The 25,217-nt window shown below is 38.5% G+C and carries 17 protein-coding genes; 12 read left to right on the plus strand and 5 right to left on the minus strand.

From position 1 onward, the window contains the following. Positions 1–4 precede the first annotated feature (4 nt). Positions 5–1,258, plus strand: coding sequence for a hypothetical protein (locus CLW00_RS16790; RefSeq protein ID WP_245917337.1), 1,254 nt, complete (start codon positions 5–7; stop codon positions 1,256–1,258). Between the two features lie 468 nt (positions 1,259–1,726). Here the strand turns inward: CLW00_RS16790 and CLW00_RS16795 are convergent, their stop codons facing one another. Further along, positions 1,727–2,311, minus strand: a complete 585-nt coding sequence (locus CLW00_RS16795) for a hypothetical protein (protein WP_106134863.1) — start codon at positions 2,309–2,311, stop codon at positions 1,727–1,729. Positions 2,312–3,657: 1,346 nt separating this feature from the next. On the opposite strand from CLW00_RS16795, the gene CLW00_RS16800 reads away from it, so the two are divergent. The 6 genes from CLW00_RS16800 (at position 3,658) to CLW00_RS16825 (ending at position 13,570) form a co-directional block, all read left to right on the plus strand. Then, the gene (locus CLW00_RS16800) at positions 3,658–5,385 is read left to right on the plus strand and encodes a DUF6044 family protein (protein WP_106134864.1); all 1,728 of its coding nucleotides are present in this window, start codon (positions 3,658–3,660) and stop codon (positions 5,383–5,385) included. A 1,214-nt stretch (positions 5,386–6,599) separates the two neighbouring features. Beyond that, positions 6,600–7,694 carry a glycosyltransferase family 4 protein gene (locus tag CLW00_RS16810; RefSeq protein WP_245917338.1) on the plus strand — a complete coding sequence of 365 codons (1,095 nt, stop codon included), beginning with the start codon at positions 6,600–6,602 and terminating at the stop codon, positions 7,692–7,694. 636 nt (positions 7,695–8,330) lie between these two features. Next, complete coding sequence (locus CLW00_RS21775; RefSeq protein WP_281257453.1) at positions 8,331–8,462, plus strand: hypothetical protein; 132 nt, start codon at positions 8,331–8,333, stop codon at positions 8,460–8,462. Positions 8,463–9,169: 707 nt separating this feature from the next. Further along, positions 9,170–9,655, plus strand: a complete 486-nt coding sequence (locus tag CLW00_RS16815; RefSeq protein WP_106134866.1) for a hypothetical protein — start codon at positions 9,170–9,172, stop codon at positions 9,653–9,655. A 435-nt stretch (positions 9,656–10,090) separates the two neighbouring features. Next, positions 10,091–10,222, plus strand: coding sequence for a hypothetical protein (locus CLW00_RS21780; protein ID WP_281257454.1), 132 nt, complete (start codon positions 10,091–10,093; stop codon positions 10,220–10,222). A gap of 825 nt (positions 10,223–11,047) precedes the next feature. Continuing rightward, positions 11,048–13,570, plus strand: coding sequence for a hybrid sensor histidine kinase/response regulator (locus tag CLW00_RS16825; protein WP_106134868.1), 2,523 nt, complete (start codon positions 11,048–11,050; stop codon positions 13,568–13,570). A 1,171-nt stretch (positions 13,571–14,741) separates the two neighbouring features. On the opposite strand, the gene CLW00_RS16835 is transcribed toward CLW00_RS16825, so the two are convergent. From CLW00_RS16835 to CLW00_RS16850, 4 genes are all read right to left on the minus strand, one after another. Further along, on the minus strand, positions 14,742–16,079 hold the full coding sequence (locus CLW00_RS16835) for a sigma-54-dependent transcriptional regulator (RefSeq protein WP_106134870.1): 1,338 nt from the start codon (positions 16,077–16,079) through the stop codon (positions 14,742–14,744). Positions 16,080–16,894: 815 nt separating this feature from the next. Beyond that, positions 16,895–17,251, minus strand: a complete 357-nt coding sequence (locus CLW00_RS16840; RefSeq protein WP_106134943.1) for a response regulator — start codon at positions 17,249–17,251, stop codon at positions 16,895–16,897. 22 nt (positions 17,252–17,273) lie between these two features. Beyond that, a complete protein-coding gene (locus tag CLW00_RS16845; protein WP_106134871.1) occupies positions 17,274–18,659 on the minus strand; it encodes an ATP-grasp domain-containing protein in 1,386 nt (461 codons plus the stop codon). A gap of 59 nt (positions 18,660–18,718) precedes the next feature. Next, positions 18,719–19,474, minus strand: coding sequence for a sulfite exporter TauE/SafE family protein (locus CLW00_RS16850; protein WP_106134872.1), 756 nt, complete (start codon positions 19,472–19,474; stop codon positions 18,719–18,721). A 454-nt stretch (positions 19,475–19,928) separates the two neighbouring features. On the opposite strand from CLW00_RS16850, the gene CLW00_RS16855 reads away from it, so the two are divergent. The 5 genes from CLW00_RS16855 to CLW00_RS16875 all read left to right on the plus strand — a co-directional run bounded on the left by CLW00_RS16855 (position 19,929) and on the right by CLW00_RS16875 (position 25,213). Then, the gene (locus tag CLW00_RS16855) at positions 19,929–21,317 is read left to right on the plus strand and encodes an arginine decarboxylase (RefSeq protein ID WP_106134873.1); all 1,389 of its coding nucleotides are present in this window, start codon (positions 19,929–19,931) and stop codon (positions 21,315–21,317) included. Between the two features lie 77 nt (positions 21,318–21,394). Beyond that, on the plus strand, positions 21,395–21,712 hold the full coding sequence (locus tag CLW00_RS16860; protein WP_106134874.1) for a hypothetical protein: 318 nt from the start codon (positions 21,395–21,397) through the stop codon (positions 21,710–21,712). Positions 21,713–21,938: 226 nt separating this feature from the next. Continuing rightward, complete coding sequence (locus tag CLW00_RS16865) at positions 21,939–23,891, plus strand: hypothetical protein (protein ID WP_106134875.1); 1,953 nt, start codon at positions 21,939–21,941, stop codon at positions 23,889–23,891. Between the two features lie 60 nt (positions 23,892–23,951). Next, positions 23,952–24,722 (plus strand): DUF2490 domain-containing protein, encoded by a 771-nt coding sequence (locus CLW00_RS16870; protein WP_245917339.1) that lies wholly within the window; start codon positions 23,952–23,954, stop codon positions 24,720–24,722. Between the two features lie 11 nt (positions 24,723–24,733). Continuing rightward, the gene (locus CLW00_RS16875; protein WP_245917341.1) at positions 24,734–25,213 is read left to right on the plus strand and encodes a hypothetical protein; all 480 of its coding nucleotides are present in this window, start codon (positions 24,734–24,736) and stop codon (positions 25,211–25,213) included. Positions 25,214–25,217 lie beyond the last annotated feature (4 nt).

A 25,217-nucleotide genomic window follows, 5' to 3' on the forward strand; every position in this document is an offset into this window, starting at 1 on the left:
TAGTTTGCTGGATATCATAATCATATTAGCCTGCTTGATTGCTTTGGCCAATACCAATTCGAGTATTGCAAGGAAATTTGGTTTGCCATCAAAGTATGAAATGCAATTGCATTATCTTTTGGCTTACCATGTGATTTTCATTTTTATCTTTACTTGGTACATTTTGAATTTCGGTGGCGATTCCAAGGGATATTGGCTGATTGATACCATGGAGCAGGTCAAGATTATAGACCCTACATGGGACAAATATTTCGGGCCTAGTACTACATTTATTATTTGGTTGACTTATGTTCCAAGCAAAATATTGGGATTGGAATATATCACTGGGAATATGTTGTTCGGTTTTTTGGGATTTATAGGAATCAGGTATCTTTTTGTGATGACTGCCAGTTATTTCCCTGCTAACCACTCTGTATTAAATTTTCCTTTGTTTCCAATCATATTCTATTTTCCAAACCTACATTTTTGGACAGCAGGGGTAGGTAAGGATTCCCTTTGTTTTTGGGGGATTGCATGGTTTTTATATGCGGTTCAGGCATATAAAAAGAGGTGGTGGCAAGGTGTTTTTGCATTGTTCTTTGTCTATATGGCTCGTCCTCATATGGGACAAGCTTTGATTGCTGGGGCAGCAATTGCGATTTTACTTGGTTCAGAAATAAAAAGGGAATATAAAATTGGTTTAGGCATAATTGCGTTTGTAGGAAGTATTTATCTTAGTGCCTCGACCTTGCAGTTTTTGCATTTGGAAGAATTTTCTATTGAAGCTATGGGTGCCCTTGCTGATAAGACTTCTGGGTTGTTGAATTCCGGTAAGGTGGGGTCAGGAGTAAATATATCGTCCTATTCAACTCCAATGAGGATATTTACATATATGTTCAGACCACTGTTTTTTGATGCACATAATATCATTTCCTTTTTTAGCTCATTTGAGAATCTACTCTACCTATACCTCAGTTTTTTTATCTATCGAAATTGGACGCCAGAGGCGATTAGGGATATGCCAGTGTTTTTAAAAGCAGGAATAATTGTATTTGTTCCTACAATGATAGCATTTGCCAATAGCTTAGGAAATCTTGGGGCTATCATGCGGATGAAGAACATGACCATGATTTATTTTGTGCTATTTGTATTTTTCCTGATTGCCTACAACAAGAAACTCCGTTTCCAAAAACTTCAGGAAAAAATTCGCTACTACAAGCGCCGCGAAGAAATCATCGCCCAAAAAAAGCAAGCCGCCGAGCAGCTTCCTGCGCGGTAAATGGACGGCTGAACAGGCGGATCGAGATTTGTAATCTTGAATTTACATGCTGAAGGTATACCGTGATAAATAAGGATTTTCAATACTCTTATTTTTCCGCCTGCCTAAAGCAAGCAAGCCTACCTATGGCAGGCAAGCCTAACTAAAACAGGCGAGCCTAACTACGGCAGGCAAGCCTACCTAAAGCAAGCAAACCTACTTACGGCAGGCAAGCCTATCTACGGCAGGCAAGCCTACCTACGGCAGGCAAGCTTGAAAAGCCCATTATTGTAACAAGTTGCTACCAATAGAAAAATCCTCTGGGATTTGATCCAACACAGATCTGCCCTTCAGGCCTCGTAACCTTGAAGGCATCCATAAACCCAGAATTTCGCAAACCTACAGTCTGGGCTGACACAGGGTAGCCCTATAGGCTTTATGTGCCATCGGCACATCATCTTATTGGTGGAAAAAAACGATTGATACGATCTAATCCATACTCGCAGCGCTTCTAAAGCTCCCTTCTATATCAATTGTTCGTTCTTCGGTGTCTCCAGAGCTAAATGGAAAAAGAACTGCCTTGCCTTTAAAACTCCCTTCTATTGTAAACTTGATAGGATCATGATTTCGAAGGGTTACCTCGAAAGGTAAAGGCTCTGGACCAGGCAATTGGCCTCTCCTAAATACTCTATTGGGCTCACCAAATAATACACCTCCAAATATTGGATCTGTATTCTTCCCTATGGTATTTAATCCAGCCACACTTATAAATATGCATGCATTTTTTCCGGGTGCTTGATTGCACTCCTTCTGAATATCTATTTGCATTGTACTGTGGTACACAAGAATAACATTTCTACCAACACCAGGTATTCTTTCATCCAATATCGGTCTGTTGCCAGATGTTCTATAATTTTCTTGAAAATTATATCCATACTCATATTCTTCACCATCAATTATTGCTTTGACAAAAAGGTCATATTCGTCTTCAATCAAGGGCTCAGTATCTTTTTCCTCTGAACAGGAAGCAAGGCATAAAGAAAAAAGCATTGCGATGAGTAGGGTTTTTTTCATTTTGATAAAATTTTTATGATCTATGAAAGTTTAAGAACTAAAGAGATAAATGCTTCATTAAATGAACGATTAAAGTAAGTTGCAGTATTCTTTTATCCTAAGCGATAAGCAAATAGTATTAGACTTTTGTTATTGTCCTCTATAGTCCTACTTTTTTAAAAGTATGTTTATTACAATTTAAAAACAATACCCAAAAATGGGTGTTTTTTGAAAAAAAAATATTGTCATCATTTAATTGCCAGAATCCCAAAGTCTTAGGCGTTACCGAAGGTGCAAATTCTTGACTAAGTGTGTTGATACTTTTTTTGAGTTGAATATGATCTTTATATAATATTCCAATTTAAATTTTCACTCTAGCTGATTTCCGTGTTTCCACAAATGGTTTATCATTGTATATCTTTTTGGCCATATTTCGGTTAGTGACGACACTAACCGAGGCTGAGTGTCACTAAGGGCTCCAAACCGATATATCAAAGGATTAACCTTTAAGAATTTCTATCGCATTTATGCGGTGGTTTTTTCTCTAAAATATAGGGAACAGGCTTCAGCCGAAATATTTTGCGACTAAAGTCAGCATACCCAAAGAAACAGCATGCACCACGGGCTAAAGCGCCGTGGAAATCAAAAAAAAGCTACTTGGATAGCTTATTGTCCGATGGCTGTGCCTTCAGACCCTGATTAATGAGCTTGTAGCGCTTTCTTGTCCAAATCTTAAAACCTACCAGATGCAGGAGAATTTCTCCCTACTCCATTTAGGAAGATGGGCAAGGGGTGAGGGTTTGACCCCAATGCCGCCGTGTTGTCCCCAAAAAAGGCTCCCCAAATTCAACGCCGCCGTTCGTGTCTCCACGAATGGCTCTCCAAAACTTCATTATTCCTGCAAGAAGCAGGAGGGCATTGGGTGTTCGATATTCGATATTCAAATTTTAATTTTCCCTCGTATAGGGCTATCCCTTCCACGGCCTTCAAGCCTCGGTTCATGTACTCACTTATCCCCAGGCCGTGCAATGGCCTTTGATTACTATTGACCACGGGTTGCGGCGCTAGGAGGTAAGAGCATGGGAAAGCATATATTTGCGCCTTACCCATGGCTACCAATATTTTGCCCCTATGGGGCTACTGGATAGGGTGTTTTCTATGTTGCGAATTTACTAATACCTTCCTTTCTGCATGTGGGTTGGGAAGGAATTTCGACCGGGCCAGCGCAGGCCTTGTGGGCTGATAGGATTCGAAATTCTTGACTTTTTTGGTTACTTTTTTTGTCAATAAAAAAAGTGACTAGAAAGAATTACTTAATAAAGATTCCAGAATAAAGAATCAATAAGCAGTTTAGCTACTTCACTCTAATGAAAGAAAATAGCAGCAAATTCATATTCCAAAAAGACTTCTGGTTAGGGCTGGTACTTATACTGATATTTTTCTCCCACTATATCCTCATGGGACAAAACAGCATCTGGTATGCCAATGACTACGCTGAGTTGATCATCCATTGGTATACGCTTTTGATAGAACAGGATGGCTTATGGAAAGCCAATGAATATCCTATCTCTGGAATGTTGGATACCCTGCCAAGGGGGAGTTTTGCTTCAGAGTTTTTTCTGAAAACCTGGTTATTCTATTTCTTTAAGCCATACACGGCCATCGTAATCAACAAACTCCTTATCCATGTCTTGGCCTATCTGGCAGCCTATCATTTCCTTGAGCACTTTTTACCCAAGGAATCCCGAAAACTGATCCCTTACTATGCCCTGATATGGGCAGTCATTCCTTTTTGGCCGGAAGCGGGAATTGGACTGGCTTTTACGCCAAGTCTTTTTTTGGTCTTTTATTCCCTACAAAAAGGGGAGAGGTTTAGCCTCTTGCATGTCTTGGTGATCGGGCTATATTGTTTTTATTCCTCCCTTAATCTGAACGGTTTATTTGTAGCCTTTGCCTTGTTTTTTTATGGCCTTGCCGGATTTTACCAAAGCGGGAAAATGAGGTGGAAATTTTGGTTGGCTTTGGCCGGGTTTACCTTGCTTTTTTGCATCTTCAATTTCCGCCTCTTTGATATCTACTATTTTCAGAGAGACTGGTTTGTCCCCCATAGGGTAGAGTATGACATTTACAGTTTTGTGAGGTACCATGACAACATACTCTTGCGCTATGTAGAAATCCTGTTTTTGGGAAATATCCATGCGGGATATGTAGTGCCCCTGTTTTACATCATTTTGTTGGGTTTTTTAGCAATGCAATTGTTTTCAATTGAAAAAAGTGCTTTGTTCCATCCTTTGATGAAGGTCTTTGTAGCGATCAATTTTGTGGCCTTGTTTGCCGCTATGATCACCTTTAGGCCTTGGGTGGAGCAGATACCTGCTTTACTCCTAATCAGACAATTTACCATAGATAGGTTTTATTTTTTGATTTATCCGCTGATGGTTTTCTCAGTTATTTTCGTGTTGGACTGGTTATGGAACTTGAAAAAAAGAAAAACCCTGACAGGCATATTGATTTTTATTTTTGTGGTATATCCGCTGATTGCATTAGACAACAATGCCAAAAATTATCTCCTTAAACCCATACTTGGAACAGGAGAAAAATACCCTACCTATAGGGAATTTTTTGCAGAAGATCAGTTTCAACAAATCAAGAATTTCCTACAAGAACAGAGTCCCTATGGGTTTAAAGTGGCGAGTCTTGGCTTCCATCCCGCCATTTCGTCTTTTAATGGTATGCAGGCCATTGATGGCTATACCATGAATTACCCTTTGGCCTACAAAGATGACCTCTATGAGGTGATCAAGGAGGAGTTAGGCTCTACTGACAGAGAAAACTGGTTGTATTGGCACTTTAAAGGTTGGGGAAACAAGGCTTATCTATTTAACCAAACCCATAAGGATGACTTTATGCGAATGAAGTGGTTAGAATCCAAAGTCATTTACCATCCCAAGTACAATTATGAAAAGATGAAAGCATTAGGATGCCGCTTCATACTTTCAATAGATCCGGTTATTGATGAGCAACACCTTGAATTTTTAAAGAAATCAGAACATCCCCAATCTGCATGGAATATCCATATTTATAAAATCAAGTAGGTCCATCGAGGGGATTGAATTGGGGAAGAAAGGATGAAAAAAAGGATGAGGGAGGAAGGATGAAAAGGTGAGGTAAGATGGGTTGATGTTGACCTTTGGGGTTTCCAAAAACCCGAAAATTCTTTTCAGTAAAAAAGCCTTTTATTGTTTCTACTTTTTCTAACAAAAAAACCTTCGAGGTCCAAAAAAGACCTCAAAGGTTAGCAGTCCCTGACCTTTGGGGTTTCCAAAATTCCGAAGATTCTTTTCAGTAAAAAAGCCTTTTATTGTTTCTGCTTTTTCTAATAAAAAAACCTTCGAGGTCCGAAAAAGACCTCAAAGGTTAGCAGTCCCTGACCTTTGGGGTTTCCAAAAACCCCGAAGGTCTGGATGGAGGAAATGGGTGATGAAGAATCATTCCCTATTTACCGAACAAAAAAAGTGTGGAGAATCCCCCACACCCACAATCCACCCAACCTTTAACGCCAAAATTGTAGATTGTAGATCTTAGATTTTAGATTGGGGTTAATACTGAGTTTAAGGTTTGGTGTACTGATCTCGGTTCGTCAATTCGTCAGTTCATCAATTCATCAATCCCCTACACCTACAATCCACCCAACCTTTAACATTTTTAACCTTTAACACCAAAATTGTAGATTGTAGATCTTAGATTTTAGATTGGGGTTAATACTGAGTTTAAGGTTTGGTGTACTGATCTCGGTTCGTCAATTCGTCAGTTCATCAATTCATCAATCCCTCACACCCACAATCCACCCAACCTTTAACATTTTTAACCTTTAACACCAAAATTGTAGATTGTAGATCTTAGATTTTAGATTGGGGTTAATACTGAGTTTAAGGTTTGGTGTACTGATCTCGGTTCGTCAGTTCCTCAGTTCATCAATTCCCCAGTTCGTCAGTTCGTCAAAAACCCAAAACCCACAATCCGCCCAACCTTTAACATTTTTAACCATTAACCATTTAATCCCCCTGAACAGACTTCAACCACGCTAGCCCATGAATGAGGAGACTCACGGTGGCGAAACAATCAATATAGTCATCATTTCTTCAGCCAATCATCTCCTCAAACAAAAACTTTTGCCTAAAAAATTAGAAAAGATTGAATTTTTTTTAGACTTTTCGAATAAGATATTCACCGTTTACAACACCCATCTTATAGTGCCCATTAAATTGAACTTGGTGTATACAAATTTGTACCCTAGATTTTGAGTCCAGTGAAAATACTTTTTCTATCGAAATATCCGAGACTTGGAGCCAGCAGTAGGTTGAGAACTTTTCAGTTTCAACCCTCATGGGAATCAATTAATTGCCAAACAAAAATCTCTTCTTTTTTTAATGAAAAATACCTCCGTGAAATCTACCTTCACCAAAGACCTTCTACAGTCAATGTCCTTTTTTGCTACTTCAAAAGATTCTTTCAGATTTTAAGTGCTTGGAGATATGATGTAGTATGGGTGGAAAAGGAAATCTTCCCCTATCTGCCTTCTTATGCAGAATTTGTCCTCAATAAAATCGGAACTGGATATATCGTAGACTATGATGATGCGGTATTCCACAATTATGACAAACACAACAACCCTTTGATCAAAAGGTGGATGGGTAACAAGATTGATTGGGTGATGCGCAATTCCAAACTTACAATCGTAGGAAATGCTTACTTGGAAAAGAGGGCTAACGGAGCCGGAGCAAAAAATATCCTTCGTTTGCCTACAGTCATAGACAGTAAGAAGTATATAAAAAAACAAATGAAGCAAAATGTCCATCCTGTCACAATAGGTTGGATGGGAAGTCCTACCACCGTAAAGTACCTAAAGGAATTGCTTCCGATCTTGGAAGAATTGCAGAAGGAAATCCCTTTTAAATTGTTGGTTGCCAATGGACAAAAGACCATTGATTTTGAGGGTGATTATGAATGTGTCAGGTGGTCAGAAGAAACAGAGGTGTCTATCATCCATCAGATGGATATTGGGATTATGCCACTGCCTGATGATGATTGGGAAAAAGGGAAATGTTCGTATAAGTTGATTCAGTATATGGCCTGTGGTCTTCCTGTAGTGGCCTCACCTGTAGGCATGAACACCGAAGTAGTGGATCATGAGGTGACCGGATATTTGGCCAGGACCAAAGAAGAATGGAAGGGGTACCTGAGTAAATTGATTTTAGACCAAGCGTTACGAAAAGAAATAGGGGATAGAGGATATACCAAGGCCCATACTTACTATACTTTAGAGAGGAATTTTGAATTGATGAGCCGACTTGTATTTGAAGAAAATTATGTCCTTACCCAGCTCCATCATACACCTGAATAAGATGGTGAAGCGTATCTAAGCTGCTTTTTACGATTTCTAATTACGAAATACGATAGAAATATGATAGAAATACAGTAGAAATAAGATAGAAATATAGGAGAAATACGATAGAAATACAGTAGAAATAAAATTAAGAACCTAGCATATTGAAGGTCCTAAACGCTTAAATGGCCATGAGTGGGGACACTCACGGCGGGGAAAGAAATAAAATAGATATATTGTGGAAATACAGTAGAAATACAATAGAAATAAGTCTAAGGACTAAAGCGAATTGATGCTCTCAATGCTTTTTGTTTTTTATTTTAGACCCTTAAAATTCTATTTATTGTTAAAGGAGGTGCGATATCCGAAGGTTGCACCTTCGGATTTATGATTCTTGAGCTTTTAGCTCAAAAAGGTATTAAAACTCCGTTTATGGCAGTACCACATCCACAATCCGCCCAATTACAATTAATCGATTCTACAATCACTAATACCCTCACCCCCGACCCCTCTCCCTTAATGGAGAGGGGAGAAACCCTCTGTTTAGAGTTCTTTTGTAATTGGAAATACAACAGGAATAATCTCTAGGGAATAGGTTATCTAAGACCCCAAAGGGGTCAAATGTTAATAGCCTCGGGTTGAAACCCGAGGATTATGGTTGATAATTTGGTGTTGGTTTTTGGCCGCATTATGCTTGCTATTGAACAAAGCTTTTCGCCAAAAACAGGGATGTGGAAGGATCATCTACCACAAAATTCAGAAAAAACCAAAAAGTTAATGGCATGAGTGATACTCACGGTAGTGAAAAAATATAGTGGAAATATGATTGAAATCGAAGTGTAACGTAGGTCCCGAGAACGAAGAGAATCGGGATAAAATTAAGAACCAAGCGTATTGAAGGTCCTAAACGCTTAAATGGCCATGAGTGAGGACACTCACGGCGGGGAAAGTATTTATTTCCCGCAGATATCGCAGATTAACGCAGATAAGCTTCGCTTTTGACACAACAATTGTAGAGTGTAGATCTTAGATTTCAGATTGGGGTTAATACTGAGTTGAAGGTTTGGTGTTCTGGTCTCAGTTCGTCAGTTTATCAATTCCCTACACCCACAATCCGCCCAACTTTTAACATTTTTAACCTTTAACACAAAAATTGTAGATTGTAGATCTTAGATTTTAGATTGGGGTTAATACTGAGTTTAAGGTTTGGTGTACTGATCTCGGTTCGTCAATTCGTCAGTTCATCAGTTCGTCAAAAACCCCAAACCCACAATCCACCCAACTTTTAACATTTTTAACCATTAACAATCCAGTCCCCAGTTCATCAATTCATCAGTTCATCATTTCTCCATTTCACCAAAGCGTGTAACCCATTCATCCAGATTCTTCCATTTAAACAAAACCCTATAAAAAAGATAGGGTAATTAGGATAATAAAAAAAATGATTTTACTTTTGAAGGGTAGTCCAGTATCCATTACAAGAATTCAATCTTATGTCAGTAGCCTTTTCTAAAAATTCGCCATCTTATTCCGATGTTTTTGCTTTTCAACAAGTCAGTAAGTCAAGTCCTTCAATAGCTGAAAATCAATCCCTTTTAGAAATGATTGCGGATTCAGGAATTTTCCAAGTTATAGGAAGTGCTGGTTTTGATTTCCCGAATTTTCCTGAAACCCAAAAGAAATTTAAGGTCCTATACTTGAATTTGTCTGATGACTTTTCCTCACTAATGGGTATCCTCAATGGATTGATACATCTTGGACAACCTTCTGGAGTTGTTTTGCAGTACGAAAAAGAATTGGACAGATTCAACTTGAAGTTTTACCTACATGATGAAGAATTGGTAAGAAATTACCTGGTTAAATTGTTCGCTTCTATAAGCGGTGAAAAACGTTTTAGAAAAGTTTTGCGCAGGGTAATTGAAGTAGAAAAGGCCAGAAAGGTGGAAGAGAAATTTTTATACCAAGAATTGTTGGCTTAAAAGTCACTCACGGAGGTGAAAGAAATAAAGTAGATATATTGTGGAAATACAGTAGAAATACGATAGAAATAAAATTAAGAACCTATGCGTATTGAAGATTCTCAACGCTTAAATGGCCATGAGTGAGGACACTCACGGCGGCGAAAGAGATGGGTTGATGTTGACCTTTGGGGTTTCCAAAACCCCGAAGGTCTGGATGGAGAAAAAGGTGATGAAGAATCATTTACGATTTACTGAGCAAAAAATGTGGAGAGAATCCCCCAAACCCACAATCCACCCAAGTTTTAACCTTTCCCTCCGGGAGGTAAGTTTACCATGCATTTTTTATCTGTGTTTATCCATGATATGAGCAGATATTTTTTGCGGTTTAAGTAGGGATACCTGGGACCCCAAAGGGGTCAAATGTTAATAGCCTCGGGTTGAAACCCGAGGATTATGGTTGATAATTTGATTTTGGTCTTTGGCCGCATTATGCTTGCTATTGAACAAAGCTTTTCGCCAAAAACAGGGATGTGGAAGGATCATCTACCACAAAATTCAGGAAAAACCGGAATGTCAATGGCATGAGTTAACATTCACGGTGGTGAAGAAATAGGATTGAAATCAAAGTGTAACGTAGATCCCGAGAACGAAGAGAATTGGGATAAAATTAAGAACCTAGCATATTGAAGGTCCTAAACGCTTAAATGGCCATGAGGGACACTCACGGAGGCGAAAGTATTTATTTCCCGCAGATATCGCAGATGATCGCAGAAAAGCTTCGCTTTTGACACAACAATTGTAGAGTGTAGATCTTAGATTTCAGATTGGGGTTAATACTGAGTTGAAGGTTTGGTATTCTGGTCTCAGTTCGTCAGTTTATCAATTCCCTACACCCACAATCCGCCCAACCTTTAACAATTTAACATTTAACGATCTAGTTACCAGTTCCCCAGTTCCTCAATTCGTCAGTTCCCCAATTCGTCAGTTCATCAGTTCCCCAGTTCGTCAGTTCCCCAGTTCGTCAGTTCGTCATTTCCCCGGTTCGTCAATTCATCAGTTCCCCAGTTCGTCAGTTCGTCAAAAACCCTACACCCACAATCCGCCCAACTTTTAACATTTTTAACCTTTAACAATCCAGTCCCCAGTTCCCCAATTCATCAGTTCGTCATTTCCCCGGTTCGTCAATTCATCAGTTCATCAGTTCCCCAGTTCATCAGTTCCTCAATTCGTCAGTTCATCAATTCCCCAGTTCAACACCTTTATGTTCAATCCATGATCAAAACCTTGAACTGAAATAGAGGAACGATAATTGTTTTATTTTTTGGTCATCAAGAAGTTGAGTTAAATCATTAATTTCCAATAAGAAAGAGCCTTCAAGATTTGGATTGCTCTTTTTTAAAGATAGCATGCATGAAAACAAACAAAAACATTAAACTAAGGGGTAAGATTGTATTGGGCTTTTTATTAGCCTCATTTCTGGTCATTTCTGTTTCTGCAATTACTTTTTTCAGCATTAGAAATTTGCTTAACACGGTAGAGAACCTTTCCGAACCAAACGAAAAACTTAGACAATTGAACGGACTTTTGGCAGACATCTACTTGTTGGATGTATCCAAAACTGAGCTTACTTCGGATAAAGATTCGGTTTTGGAGGAAACACTTGATAGGATCAAAGGTAGGTTAGAGTGGTTTAAGACACTGGCTGAAGATTCACTGGAAATGGAAAGTTTCGATAATATCAGTATGAATATCTCTGAACTGATGGTGGTGTATGCTGGTTTGGAGGAGGTGCGTTACAATCTTACCAGCAAGACTTTTAGTGAGGAAGCACTGAAAAATATTGAAAGGAGCATCAAAAGGCAGCAGGAACAGAGTGAAATGCAGTTTTTGGGTCGGGTAAGACAGCGAGACTTTCTGTCGGAAATTTCGGGTTTGGGAAATGAATCGTCACGATCGAGCAGAGACCGTCAGGAGGCTGCCAGAAAATACGAAGATGAGTTATTGGAGATTTTTAAAGATTATGAAGAGGATCAATTAAACCAGGATTCGGTAGAAGCCGGCCCTACCTATACAGAGAGTACTTTAGAGACTTTACGCTCTTTTATGACCCAGATGTATCAGGATGAACAGAAGCTGCAGCAGGAGTTTGTTTTTCTGGAAAATAAGCTGATTGATAAAAACAAGGAGGTGTTTTCTGAAGTACAGGGATTGATTTCCAATATGCAGAGGGAGCTTTTGATTGAATATAGGGGCAGAAACCAATCTGCCTATGATCTGACTTACACGGTATCAGTGATCTTATCCGTTTTGGTGTTTTTGGGAATTATCGGTTCCCTGGGGTTTATTTATAGTATTCTGAATGAAGTCAAAAAGGCCAATACTTACCGAAGACAGTTGGAAGAGGCAAAAATCCATTCAGAAAACCTGGCAAAGGCCAAACAGGATTTCTTGGCCAATATGAGTCATGAAATCAGAAACCCACTACATGCCATCCAAGGCTATCAGCAAGCCATCCAAAAATCACCTTTGAATGATCAGCAGCAGGAGTTTGTCAAAATGATAGGTTTTGCATCTGACACCTTAATTGGTATTGTAAACGATATATTGGATTTTTCAAAATTGGAAGCGGGGAAGATTACGATCGAAAAAAATCCATTTGACCCATTGAAACTTTTTCTATCGATTAAAAGCTTTTTCTCTTTCAAAGCGGAAGAAAAAGACCTGTATTTTAATTGGAAAATTGATTTGCCAAAAGAAAAATGGTTTTTGGGAGATTCCCTCAGAATCAATCAGATTTTAAATAACCTTTTGTCCAATTCTATCAAATTCACCAAAGAAGGTGGGATTACTGTGACAGTGAATTATTCCGAAAACGGAGATTTGCACATGAAAGTAGAGGACACGGGGATGGGTATGACTGATAAAGTGAAGAAAAATATTTTTCAGGAGTTTGATCAGGGCGACACCTCGATTACAAGGCAGTTTGGCGGTACTGGCCTTGGGCTTACCATTATCAAAAAGTTGGTGGACCTACATGGTGGAACGATTGAAGTGCAAAGCGAGGCAAATTACGGTACATCAATACAGGTGATTCTTCCTGTTGAAACTACTGTTCCTCAAGTCACCAATTCAGAGGTAGAAACGCATGGTGATTATGATCTTTCAGGGTTGACTATTCTGGTGGTAGATGATGATCAGATTGGCATTAAGTTGATCAGGCTCTTATTGGAATCCAAAGGAGCAAATGTGCGGAGTTATCCTGGGGGGCTTTATTTCAGTTCAGATTTTAAGTATGATATCGATTTTGACTTGGCTATTTTGGATATTCAAATGCCAGAAGTGAGTGGAATAGAGGTCCTGACACTATTGAGGGATAAACCAAGGTATGAGAGATTACCGATTTTGGCCATTACAGCCAATGTCTTTGCTGACGAAAAAAATAGGCTTAGGAATGTGGGATTTGATGGCTTGATTCTGAAGCCATTCAAAGAGACTCAATTTATAGGAAAAATTGCAGAGGTCCTCAATTTGGAAGTAAGTGTCACCGGAGAAGCAGCATCCAAGGGGCTGGCTCAAAAGCATGTATCTGTAGCGTATGACCTGGAAGATTTGAAGAAATTTTGTATGGGAGATGAGGAAATGCTCTTAGAGGTAATGGGTGACATCATTGAGACGACTAAAATTGATCTTAAAAAACTTGAAACTTCTATCGGTAAAGAAGATGTGGCTACCATGAGGGAAGTCACACATCAACTATCCAGCAGGTTGAGGCAGATCAAATTGAAGGTTGGGGACAAGGCAAAAGAGATTGAAGTACGGATCAAGGAAGGGCAAACAGAAGGTATTGTGGAGGAGGTACAAGAATTGATCTTTGAAATTTCTGAAAGTCTTGATGTGCTGGAAGCTGACTTTAACCTTTCTCAAAAAGCATAGAACTCCTTTGTTGACGTGAAACAAGAGACGAGAGGAATGAGGCAAGAGGCAAGAGACGAGAGGCAAGAGACAAGAAACAAGAAACAAGAGGCAAGAGGCAAGAGGCAGGAGGCAGGAGGCAAGAGATAAGAAACAAGAGACGAGAGACGAGAGACGAGAGGCAGGAGGAAAGAGGCAAGAAGCAAGAGGCAAGTAGTTTGGCGGATGAAAAAGTATTGAGTAAATTTTCCAGCCTCAGGTGGTGTCCTCAATGACCTAAATGTAATAACAGCATTGGATAGTGTCTTCACCAACCGAAACTTTAAAATTTGGCTATGCTGGATTAAAAGCCATGATTGTGGACACTTTCAGCGACGGCAGCGAAGTTGAAGACCGATCAGGAACCTAAGTTGAAAAATTTCAAAAAGCTTTACCTTGTCATGTCGAACCCTTTACAGCTGTCAGGAAGAGATATCTATATAGGTCGGCTGGTTAAAATGTTAAAGGTTGGGCGGATTTTGGGTGTAGGGGACTTCGCCGCAGTGAGTGTCCTCACTCATTGCCATTTAAGCGTTTAGGATCTTCAATACGCTTAAGTTCTTAATTTTATTTCTATTTATTTCAATCATATTTCTACCTTATTTCTATTGTAATTCTATTTAATCCAGGGGAAGTCATCTTCCACATCCCTGTTTTTGGCGAAAAGCTTTTTTCCTAAGCAAACACCACGCGGCCAAAAAACCTAAAAAAATTTTCAACCATAATCCTCGGGTTGAAACCCGAGGCTATAAACATTTGACCCCTTTGGGGTCTGAACTAATCTCGCCTCGTATACCTGACTCCCGGAAGGCTAGGTCATAAATCGTAATTCGTGAATTAATAGACCAACCTCCTACAGATCACCGCCATTTTCATCCTTCCTCCCTCATCCTTCTTCCTTTCTATACTCTCGCTTCTCGTATCTTGAACACGATCCTCCACCTACGTTTCACCCATTTCATCCTTCCTCCCTCATCCTTTCTATACTCTCGCTTCTCATATCTTGAACACGACCCTCCACCTACGTTTCACCCAATTCATCCTTCCTCCCTCATCCTTCCTCCTTTCTATACTCTCGCTTCTCGTATCTTGAGCACGACCCTCTACCTACGTTTCACCCATTTCATCCTTCCTCCCTCACACTTCATCCTTTCTAAGACAGTCCGTACTTTTCAAGTTTGTTGTACAGGGTTTTTCTATCCATTCCAAGAATTTTGGCAGCCTGACTTTTATTCTGCTTGGCTGTCTCCAATGCTTTGATGATATTCTCTTTTTCCTGTGCGATCATACTCTCCTTAAAGGTGTGGGTATGTGATGGAAGGCCAGCCGTATTTTTAGTGGTCAATTCTTGGGGAAGCAAATCGAGCGTAATGCTGTCGCCTTTGGATAAAAGAACTGCCCTTCTGATGATATTTTTCAATTCCCTGAGGTTTCCAGGCCATCCGTAATTCCTGAAAAGGTCCAGCACTTTTGGGTCGACAGTGCTTACATTTCTGTTTAGCCTTTGGTTGCTGGATTGGATAAAAAATTGTACAAACACATTTAAATCTTCTTTCCTTTCCCTCAAAGGAAGAATATGAAGGGAGAACTCGTTGAGTCTGTGGAATAAATCTTCTCTGAAAGAAGCATTGAGATCACCTGCCTTAAGTGCTTCATTAGTAGCTGAAATGATCCTGATATCAAGAGGGATTTCTTGGTTACTGCCAATTTTCCTAATCGTCCTTTCCTGAATAGCCCTCAACAGTTTGAGCTGTATCTCATAATCCAAATTGCCTACTTCATCTAAAAATAAGGTGCCTCCATTGGCGAATTCAAAATGCCCAATCTTATCTTCCAAAGCCCCGGTAAAGGACCCTTTGATATGCCCAAACAATTCGCTTGCTGCTAGTTCTGAGCTGAGCGCCCCACAGTCTATCGCTACAAAGGGTTGCTCTCTTCGGTTGGATTTTTGATGTATTCTCTTGGCTAAGTATTCTTTACCTGTTCCTGTCTCACCCAAGACCATCACAGACAGGTCTGTAGGTGCGACCAATTCTACATGCTCTTCAAGTAATCTTGCAGCATCACTGTTACCTTCTATGTATTCGTACGAGGCTGATTCTTGTGCTTCAATCAAATCTGGAGTTTTACTTCCCCCTTCAAAAACTTCTTTCACTGTGGCAAGCAGCTCGTCAGGATTGATAGGTTTCGTGATGTATTCATGTGCACCGATTTTCATTGCCTTCACCGCAATTCTGATATCGGAGTAATTGGTTATCAAAATGACCTCAATTCCTTGATGTTGGCGTTTAGTATATTCCAGTATTTCCATTCCATTACCATCAGGGAGTCTATAATCGGTTATGATCAGTTGTGGCCATTCTGATTTGATGATGGGGAGTGCTGTTTTTACTTTTTCACTTGTCTTTACTTCAAAACCGTTCTTTTCCAAAAATCTTTGGATAATCCTAGAATACGAAAGGTCATCTTCAATCAGAAGTATTTTGGACATGTTGCTTTATTTTTTCACAATCTAACAAAAAAAATAAAGTACCGAAGACCTCCCCGGTACCTTATTAGTCATGAAACCTATTTATTTTTTATTATTTACAATTGAAATGCTAATTCTGTCAGGGGGTATAAAAATTCTTCTCTAATTCATGGGATAGAAATTTTTCAACTTTCTCTTCATGATGGGTATATACTTTTACCGCAGATGAATAATACACCTGATACCCTATTAGAAGGATGTTTAGTAATAAAATCAGTATAATTAAGCCTTTTTTCATCACTTATTTTAATACACCTCTTATGCCAAGTACTAAAAGCTCAAATTTGGCTTCTAACCCCTATCTGCTTTAATCTACCTGTAGAAAAATTCTACAATTGTAGAAGAGATACACAGTTTAAGTGCAATTAAAATCTAATTGAAAATAAAAAACCTGAAGGAATTCAAAAATTGCCTTCAGGTCAGGGGAAAGATTATGTATGCCTAGATGGATTTAATAGCTAAGAATTACTTTGTCTTTGAGGATCCAGCGTCTACAAATATCCAGTATCTATAATTAATGGTGAATATCCACTAATATCGAAATACTCCACAGAATATAACTTTTATGTATATCCGCTTTCATACCAGTAGAATCTAAATAATTGAATTAACCTGTGATTTCGAACCAATATCGATAAATATCCAACCCGCCTCCCGGAGGGCAGGTATCTATTAGTATCCCTTTGCCAAAAAATCCTCGTTTAATTGATTAGTGGCATGATTGCGGGTAATCAAATATCTTTATTTTCAAAACCGTAAAATGAAAGACTCCTGCATTAAAGTCCTTTGATCACTTCAAGTAGTTCTGTTGGATTGATGGGTTTGGAAACAAAAGCGTCGGCACCTTCTTCTACAGCCTTGTTGGCAATTCCTTCATCTCCATACCGAGTCATCAATATGACCTTTGTGCTGTTTTCTTTGGCTTTTAGTTTTTTGAGAATATCAATTCCATTCATGTCCGGAAGTCTGTAATCCAATATCGCCAAATCAAAAGAATTGGTCTCTATGAGCTGGAGAGCTTCTTTTCCCGCTTGGGCATCCAATACCTGAAAATCATTTTTAGTCAAAAATCTTGTTAGTAGTTTGCAAAAAACCACATCGTCTTCTACGATCAATATTTTATTTGTGTCCATGTTGTGTGCTTGATTTCGGAAATTAAACATAAGGATTTTTCTTGCCAAAGGTTTGAATGGCATTTTGATCAATGGCATAAACGGCCATGGCACTCTGCACGAAGCCTTTTATCAGTTCGTCAATGCCAAGCCCCAACTGACCAAAATTCCTGATATCAAACAACATCAGCCTTTCGTCTGCATAGGTCCAGCCATCTTCTCCCTTAATGGACAGGTTGGTGCCGTATACTTCCCATGAGTTTTTGCCCTCTGGTAATGGTTCATTGAGTGGGAAACCGGATCTTCTCGAATAGACGGCCAATGGACGCAGTCCCTCTGATGTGGCATGCATCATCAACCTCAAGTCAAAAGCGTAACTCCTGCCCTTAAAATCAGGAATAGTTCCCACATGATACCACGACTTTGATTTATCTAAGCCTTCTTCATAGTTACTGTGAATCAACTGTTGCACAAGATAAAGATCATCTTTGGAGATTTGAGATAGGGCATACTCAAGTTCTTCTTCACTGACCACTGTATATACACCCTGTCCTGCATTGGAATCGGGTACTTTGATGACCATGCTTCCGCCGAGAATTTCTAAATATTTCTTCAATTCTTCATAGGGAACTTTGGTGAAAGTCTTTGGTGTGAAGATTCCGATACCCTTATCCTTGAATTTTTCATTGAAAACATCATAGGCTCCGCTTGCGACTTCTTTGTTTCTTCCTCCAGCCAGGCAAGCTTCGATTGGATTCAATATTAGCGTTTTGGGATTTTTTGGCAATCTTGTCCATGGTTCCTGTGTCACATAACGAAACGCGGCCCTGATCTCTTCCCATTTTTCTTTCTCATTTTTGACAAACATTTTGCCCTCTTCAAATTTTACAGGAGGCTCTTTGTCATCCTTGTCAAATTTGGCTAAAAACACATTTTCATCAAAAACATCCGCGATGGTGGCGGCATAACCTATGTTTTCCATGGGGTTTTTGTCATAAATGACAGCCAAAGCTCCTCCTTCCTGATGTTGGTCCACCATAGGCTTAAAGGTCTTTTCTATCAGTCTTTTGTAGCCTCCCTGTTCCACGTTCAGATCAAGCAGCGGCATTGATTTTTGCCCTGATGGACAAGAATTGGTTTCAATTACAGTCAGTTTTCTATTTCCCTCATGGTTGGTAACATGCATCAGATCCGTACCCGCCCACCTGAAATAAGAGGGTTGATACTTCAGGATTTCCAAAATCGCTTCCTTGTCCGCTTTAGGATTGAGCCGTTGGTAGCGTTCGGTCATTTGTTCATGGGAGAGATTCAAAAAGTAGGATACCAAGGGATGTATATTGGAGTTCAACACCCGTGGGTACCAATGATCCGTAGGTTCAAAATCTCCCGGTTCTACTAAATGTACATTTTTCGAAATGGATAGTTTCATTTTAAATTATTGAATTAATTCTAAATTTATTTTCAAATTTTATTGGGTCGGACAAAGTCCTAGCCCATTGAGGCCACAATTTCGCCTATGTAGTCTTTGTTTTTCCAAAGCATCAAAACCCCGCTAAGCACCATACTGGCTACTACTATTTTCCTGAAGAACAGCTCAGAAATTTTGGCTAGAATCAATTTGCCGAAATACACCGCGATCATAGATGATACTCCTATCAGGATACCAAATTTGAGCACTTCACCTGTGACATAGCCATAATATGCGTAGCTGATGATTTTGGTGATATGTAAAATGATGGCATTTGCCGAGCGAGTTCCTAGCAAGGACTCCTTGCTGATACCATAATTGAGGTAAGCGGAATTCATCAATGGACCAACACCTCCAATCAGACCTGAAAGAAAAGCAACCACAAGTCCCATAGGGGCAAAGTGCCATGCCTTTACTTTGAAGCCTGTTTTTTTCTCTTTCCTATTCCATTGAAAAATGGTGGACAGTAAGAGCAAACCGATAAGGATCTGCAAAAAGTCTGAAGAAAGGGCGGCAAACATCCTTGCGCCTATAAGCGACCCAACTATGGTAGAGGGGAAGAGCCAGACGAAAAGCTTCCAGTCTATGTATTTCCAGAAAAAGAAGACTTTAGAAGTGCTACTCATTCCAATACTGATGGCCATAACAGGTGCGACGGCCTTTACACCAACCACTACTGCGACGATAGGCATCAATAAAAGACTGGCCCCACCACCAGTGAGGGTACTTAATATAAATACTATAAATGCTCCTATGAGCACTAAAATTAATTGCATAAATTAAATGAATAATATGAACGTAATGTCATCCTATAGACCTGATTAGTATGTTTTTGGTTTTGCTTTGAAAAACACATTGCATGAAATGAAAAAGGCCAAAAATAGGATTGAGTGTTGACCATTTATGAGATTAAAGAAAATTTCATGCCTAAAATGACTTTGCTGTCAGCAACTGTGAGCTCTGTTCAGATATAGTGTTGGGTAATTTTTCCACACACTGTAGATTTTTTCGTCATCACTCATCTATAAGCCTTCACCGAGGCTGTTGTCTTTGTGGAAAAAATTTACAAGGTCAGATCTAAAAATATTTGAATTTTTTAATGAAGTAAAATATATGTCTTTTCTCAACTAATATAAAGATAGATCCTTAGGTTTTCCCCGTTTTCATTTGATTTACCAATAATATGAGCAAATTTTGTAGTCGTTTTTTACGCTACAACCCTAATCCGAAATGAATAATTACAAAGACCTCATACAGCAAACTTTCGATTTCCCTACCAAAGAATTTCATGTAGACAATAATGAGCTTCACTTCAATGGTGTCAATTTGATGGAAATCATCAAAACATACGGCACACCGCTGAAATTGAGCTACCTGCCCAAGATTTCGGAGAACATCCAAAATGCCAAAACCTATTTTGGCAATGCCATACAGCAGCATAACTACAAAGGAAATTACACATACTGCTATTGTACCAAGTCATCGCATTTCAGTTTTGTCTTGGATGAGGCTTTGAAAAACGATATCCATATCGAGACTTCTTCCACTTTTGATATTCCCTTGGTAAAGAGCCTCTATGAAAAAGGCAAAATATCCAAAGAAACCTACATTGTATGCAACGGCTTCAAAAGAGACCTTTACAAGCAATACATCACAGAATTGCTTAATGACGGTTTTGTGAATTGTATTCCTGTATTGGATAACCTTACCGAAATTGATTATTACCTCGAGCACGTCAAGGTGCCATTTCAGGTGGGAATCAGGATTGCAGCAGATGAAGAGCCTAAGTTTGGTTTTTATACCTCAAGATTGGGGGTGCGGTACAATGATATCATCAAGCTGTACGAAGAAAAAATCAAAGACAATCCTAATGTGAGTTTGAAGATGTTGCACTTCTTCATCAACTCAGGGATCAAAGATACAGCCTACTATTGGTCTGAATTGACCCGTTTTATCCAGAAGTATGTAGACCTTAAAAAGATCGCCCCTAGCTTGGATACCATGGATATTGGCGGTGGATGGCCAATCAAGACCAATGTCTTTTTTGACTATGACTACCAATATATGGCAGAACAAATTGTCAAAAATATCAAATGGATGTGCGCCAAAAATCATACAGATGAACCCAATATCTTTACTGAATTTGGGAGCTACACAGTAGGGGAGAGCGGCGCAGTTTTGTATTCTGTTTTGGATGAAAAGCTGCAGAATGACAAAGAGTTATGGTATATGATTGACGGCAGTTTTATCACCCAGTTGCCCGATAGTTGGGGGCTCAATCAGAAATACATCATGCTTGCTGTGAACAACTGGAATCAGGAATACCACAATATCAACTTGGGAGGACTGACCTGTGACAGCATGGATTATTACAATTCAGAAGCCCATCAGTTTAATATCTACTTGCCCAAAGCCGAAACAGGCACGAAGCAATATTTGGGATTCTTCCATACGGGAGCCTATCAGGAGTCACTTGGAGGTTATGGAGGGATTCAGCATTGCCTGATACCTGCGCCTAAGCACGTGATCATTGACAGGGAAAAAGACGGAAGCATCAAGCATTGGCTGTTTGCACCTGAGCAAAGTTCAGAAAGCATGATGAAGACTTTGGGGTATTAAAAAAGAAAAAGAGAGCTTATTTTGGCTCTCTTTTTGGTTTATGGTTAGTAAATCAATCTTGATAAGACATTTGGCCTATGGGAAAGACTGTTATCATATTATTTCTTTTCAGTTTTATTTTATTTAGACAGGAAGACTGTGTGAAAATCACCTATTTGGAAAATAAACCTCAAGCCGAGGCTGATTTTAAGTATTTTCTCAAATACGGCAATGATCAGTTGGATCAGGAAGAAATGATTTTGATTGAAGCAGAAGAAGATATTAAAAAATTTGCCCTTCAAAACAAGTACAGAGAAGTCGAAATTTATGTATTGGAAAAAAGAAGCGGTACGATAAGTACGGAGTCCGAATCAGGTGCTTTGGGATTTGTCAAATTGTTGGTTTCAATGAATTAATTTTTATCTTTAATGTAGGTCAACACATATTTTTTATCACTTTTCAACTTTTTAAGGAGGCTAAATTTCAATTTAGCGTTAAAAACACTTAAATCAATTGGTCGTTCTTATTTTTTTAAGCACTTTTGGGGTTGTTATGTAGATAATTTCTACACAATTTCGACATATTCCACAATTCAGGAATGATGTTCCTAAATACATAACATTGAAACCTATTTAAATTTTTATGAAAAATTATTTATTGCTTTTGATGCTGTTTTGGTATGCCAATTCAGCAATTGGGCAGGAGAAATATTCAGGCGATTACACTTTTAATGGGTTAAGAGGAGAAGGCGAATTTGAGTTTGTAAAAGGAGAGGGTGACGCAATTCTCAAACAAGGTGAATTCAAGTTTATTCGCAAAGAGAGGGATATTGAAGATAAGACCATTTTTTACAGGACGGAAATATTTGGTTCATATGAGAAAGATCAAAAAACCGGAACTTGGAATTATAGAGAAGAAAAGCACAATGTACTTTTAGAGGATGTCAAAGATTTTAAATTAGAGTATGACATCAACAGCCAACAAATAATACTTAAAGCATCCTATTTAAATGGAGCCCCAGAGGGAAAATGGATTTTTGAGGAGAATGAATATAGAGAAGGAGAGTTAAGAAAAAAGTCAGTAGTTGATGACCTTATTTTTGAAGAAGGTGACCTTAAAGGAAGGTTTCAATATAGAACTTTTATCGATGATAGGTCCAATTTTATCCGTGGAGAATTGTTACCTGGAGGAGTAATGAATGGTGAATGGACATTTGTTTATCAGCAAGGGGATGTTTTAGTAAGTGAAGTAAGGAATTATGAAAATGGATTTCTCTTGGGATTGGTGAAGCGTAACCTTGAGACTGGTGAGAACCTTGGAGATTTAGTTTTTTTTCAGACTATAGCTAAGCTCAATAGGCTAAATAGTGGTGAGAAGGTTCCCTTTAGGATTGCTGATGAAAAGTCAGGAATATTTTTTAATGATGGAATTTTGGCTTCATCAGAACAATATCAAAAGCAAGTAGAAGCAAATATTTTTATTTCAGAGTTTCTCACAAATGTCTTGAGATATGATGAGTCTTTTGTAAACCAAGATGGAGACTTAATAGAGTATCCGGTACACACCAGAAGATTTGTTTTTGACCTTAGTCGAACCCAACAAAAAGCGATTGAAGATTTACCTATTGAATTTGATAGAATTAAAAGAATTGTCAGAGACTATTCCAATAGAAATAGTTTAAGGATAAATAGACAACGGTCAGATAGCTTGGCGTATGCCAATGCCTACTTTGATTTCAGAGCTAAAAGACTTGAAGAATTTGAAGAGTTAATCGAACTTTTTAAGTCAAAAGAGATTCAGTATTACGATGTAGAATACATGGTTGAAACGGGATTGCCATTTATTGAGGAAGTTGACAGAATAGAATACATATATGATGGAGATACTATTGTCAGAGAATTGGAATTTGACTTATCTGCTTTTGAACTTGGGTTTTATGAAGGAATGACTGATTATTTCACTCAGTTAGCAAGTTCTTTATTGAGTACAAAATCCTATGTAGATAATTCTTTATCCCAGATTGAAAGAGATTCAGACTTGAGGTCAATTGAAAACCAAATACAAGATAGAAAACTTTTATTGGACGAAATTTATATCAATACCGAAGGGATTGACGACAGAGATGCAGTGGTCCTTTTATCTGTTCATCAAAATATCCTGATTGAAGAATTTGAGAGCAAGCTGGAAGAATACAGTAAGCTCAATAGGTTCGCTGAGAAAAAAGAAAATGCTAGGATTATTTTGGATTTACTTGAAGATATGGAAGAACAGCATTCCAGACTTCAAACACTTCATGAAATTGTAGATAACCTTGATAAACTTTATCAAGAAGAAGTTTTTAATCCTTTTACCTATTCGAGATATGATCAGCGGGCCAAGTCAAGATTATATGAAGCTGCTGAGGTTCTAATAGAGCATTATTTTGAGTCAATTAAAAGTGAAAGAGATTATACACAAATAAAGATTTGGATTGACAAACTTGAATTATTGGATGTGAGAATGAGAGAGTTAAGAGAAGCAGATACACGTCGCCTAGAAAATAGGATCAATAGGAGAATGGATGTTAGTAGAATTGAGTCAATGCTTGATATATAAATGATGATTGAATTAAAGTACGTCACACGCCTTTGCTTTATTATATTGTTTTTAAGCAGTTTGTCAATAATTAATGTGCAAGCTCAAGAGGCTCCTGAAGTTCCTGAACGAGTCAATTTACCTGGGACTACTGAAAACTGGAATGGTCTGTATCTTAAGTTGAGAATGACTGATAAATGGTTTTGGTATCAGGAAAATCATTACAGGAGAAGAAATAGCGCAAACAATCCAAGGGACTTTGTAGGAAGGATGAGTCAGTTGTATAACAGGTTTGGTTTTACATACCTATTTACAGATAATTTTGAGGTCACCTTTGGACCTACCTTAGTGTGGAATTTTTCCCCAGATCGTGGGAATCCTGAATTTGTAGATTCCGTTCTTGAGCCAAGATTTTGGCACCAGTGGTTATTGACACAAGGTGTGGGTCCTATCAAAATCCTGCATCAATTTAGATTTGAGCACAGGTTTAAAAGAAACAATAATCTGGCAGCTGAATTTGATTATACAGACCGTTGGAGATATAAAATCACCGCTTATGTTCCTCTAAACAAACCGAGGATGGAGAATAAAACTTTTTTCATTGCTCCATCGAACGAATTTTTCTTTGAATCAGGGAAACAGGTGTGGAATATCTTTGAGGAAAATAGGGTCTACACAGCTATAGGATATACTTTAAACAATTATATGTTTTTTGGAGGACATATGTGGACTTATGGTCCAACTGCTTTGCCAGGTGTCTACCGAAATAGGCATATAATTAGGCTAAATGTCATGTACACGATTGACTTTAGGGAAAGAAGAAGACCATTAACTAGAGATTTTGCATTTTAATAACATTACGAATGTCGAAGGTGATTAAGGAAATTTTGTTAGTTTTTATTTTTTCAACTCTTTTGTCTACGGCTTATGCTCAATACAAAGATCAGGTAAGAGTTTACCATGGATACGAATGGCCTAGTGAAACCTGGTTTTACGGGATAAATTTTACTGGGGAATTTTTCCCCATCAATTATTTTTCAATAGCGCCTTCATTTACCCTATTTGTTCCATCTACGGGTAATGCAAGGGCTTATGACATCAATGCCAGGTATTATTTTACTGAAAAAGAAAGACAGTGGTATGGCACTTTTGGATATGGACACTATACAAGAGTTTATGAATTTAATCCAATAGGAAGGATTTCAACCAACTCTGTAAACATTGGAGGCGGTGGTGTCTTTAAAATCAATGATGAAATAGGTATTAATCCAGAAATCAGGTACCAACCCATTCAAAGAAATGAAATGATTTTTAAAATTTCAATATTGTATTTTGTGAATTGATTGA

It is taken from the genome of Mongoliibacter ruber, from assembly GCF_003003005.1.
GTDB classification, from domain to species: Bacteria; Bacteroidota; Bacteroidia; order Cytophagales; family Cyclobacteriaceae; genus Mongoliibacter; species Mongoliibacter ruber.

Bases quoted from the DNA above. Each gene is read 5' to 3' on its own strand.
- CLW00_RS16800 (WP_106134864.1), top strand. From the start codon at position 3,658: ATGAAAGAAAATAGCAGCAAATTCATATTCCAAAAAGACTTCTGGTTA.
- CLW00_RS21780 (WP_281257454.1), top strand. From the start codon at position 10,091: ATGGTTGATAATTTGATTTTGGTCTTTGGCCGCATTATGCTTGCTATT.
- CLW00_RS16815 (WP_106134866.1), top strand. From the start codon at position 9,170: ATGTCAGTAGCCTTTTCTAAAAATTCGCCATCTTATTCCGATGTTTTT.
- CLW00_RS16845 (WP_106134871.1), bottom strand. From the start codon at position 18,659: ATGAAACTATCCATTTCGAAAAATGTACATTTAGTAGAACCGGGAGAT.
- CLW00_RS16865 (WP_106134875.1), top strand. From the start codon at position 21,939: ATGAAAAATTATTTATTGCTTTTGATGCTGTTTTGGTATGCCAATTCA.
- CLW00_RS16795 (WP_106134863.1), bottom strand. From the start codon at position 2,311: ATGAAAAAAACCCTACTCATCGCAATGCTTTTTTCTTTATGCCTTGCT.
- CLW00_RS16825 (WP_106134868.1), top strand. From the start codon at position 11,048: ATGAAAACAAACAAAAACATTAAACTAAGGGGTAAGATTGTATTGGGC.
- CLW00_RS16855 (WP_106134873.1), top strand. From the start codon at position 19,929: ATGAATAATTACAAAGACCTCATACAGCAAACTTTCGATTTCCCTACC.
- CLW00_RS16850 (WP_106134872.1), bottom strand. From the start codon at position 19,474: ATGCAATTAATTTTAGTGCTCATAGGAGCATTTATAGTATTTATATTA.
- CLW00_RS16835 (WP_106134870.1), bottom strand. From the start codon at position 16,079: ATGTCCAAAATACTTCTGATTGAAGATGACCTTTCGTATTCTAGGATT.
- CLW00_RS21775 (WP_281257453.1), top strand. From the start codon at position 8,331: ATGGTTGATAATTTGGTGTTGGTTTTTGGCCGCATTATGCTTGCTATT.
- CLW00_RS16875 (WP_245917341.1), top strand. From the start codon at position 24,734: ATGTCGAAGGTGATTAAGGAAATTTTGTTAGTTTTTATTTTTTCAACT.
- CLW00_RS16840 (WP_106134943.1), bottom strand. From the start codon at position 17,251: ATGGACACAAATAAAATATTGATCGTAGAAGACGATGTGGTTTTTTGC.
- CLW00_RS16860 (WP_106134874.1), top strand. From the start codon at position 21,395: ATGGGAAAGACTGTTATCATATTATTTCTTTTCAGTTTTATTTTATTT.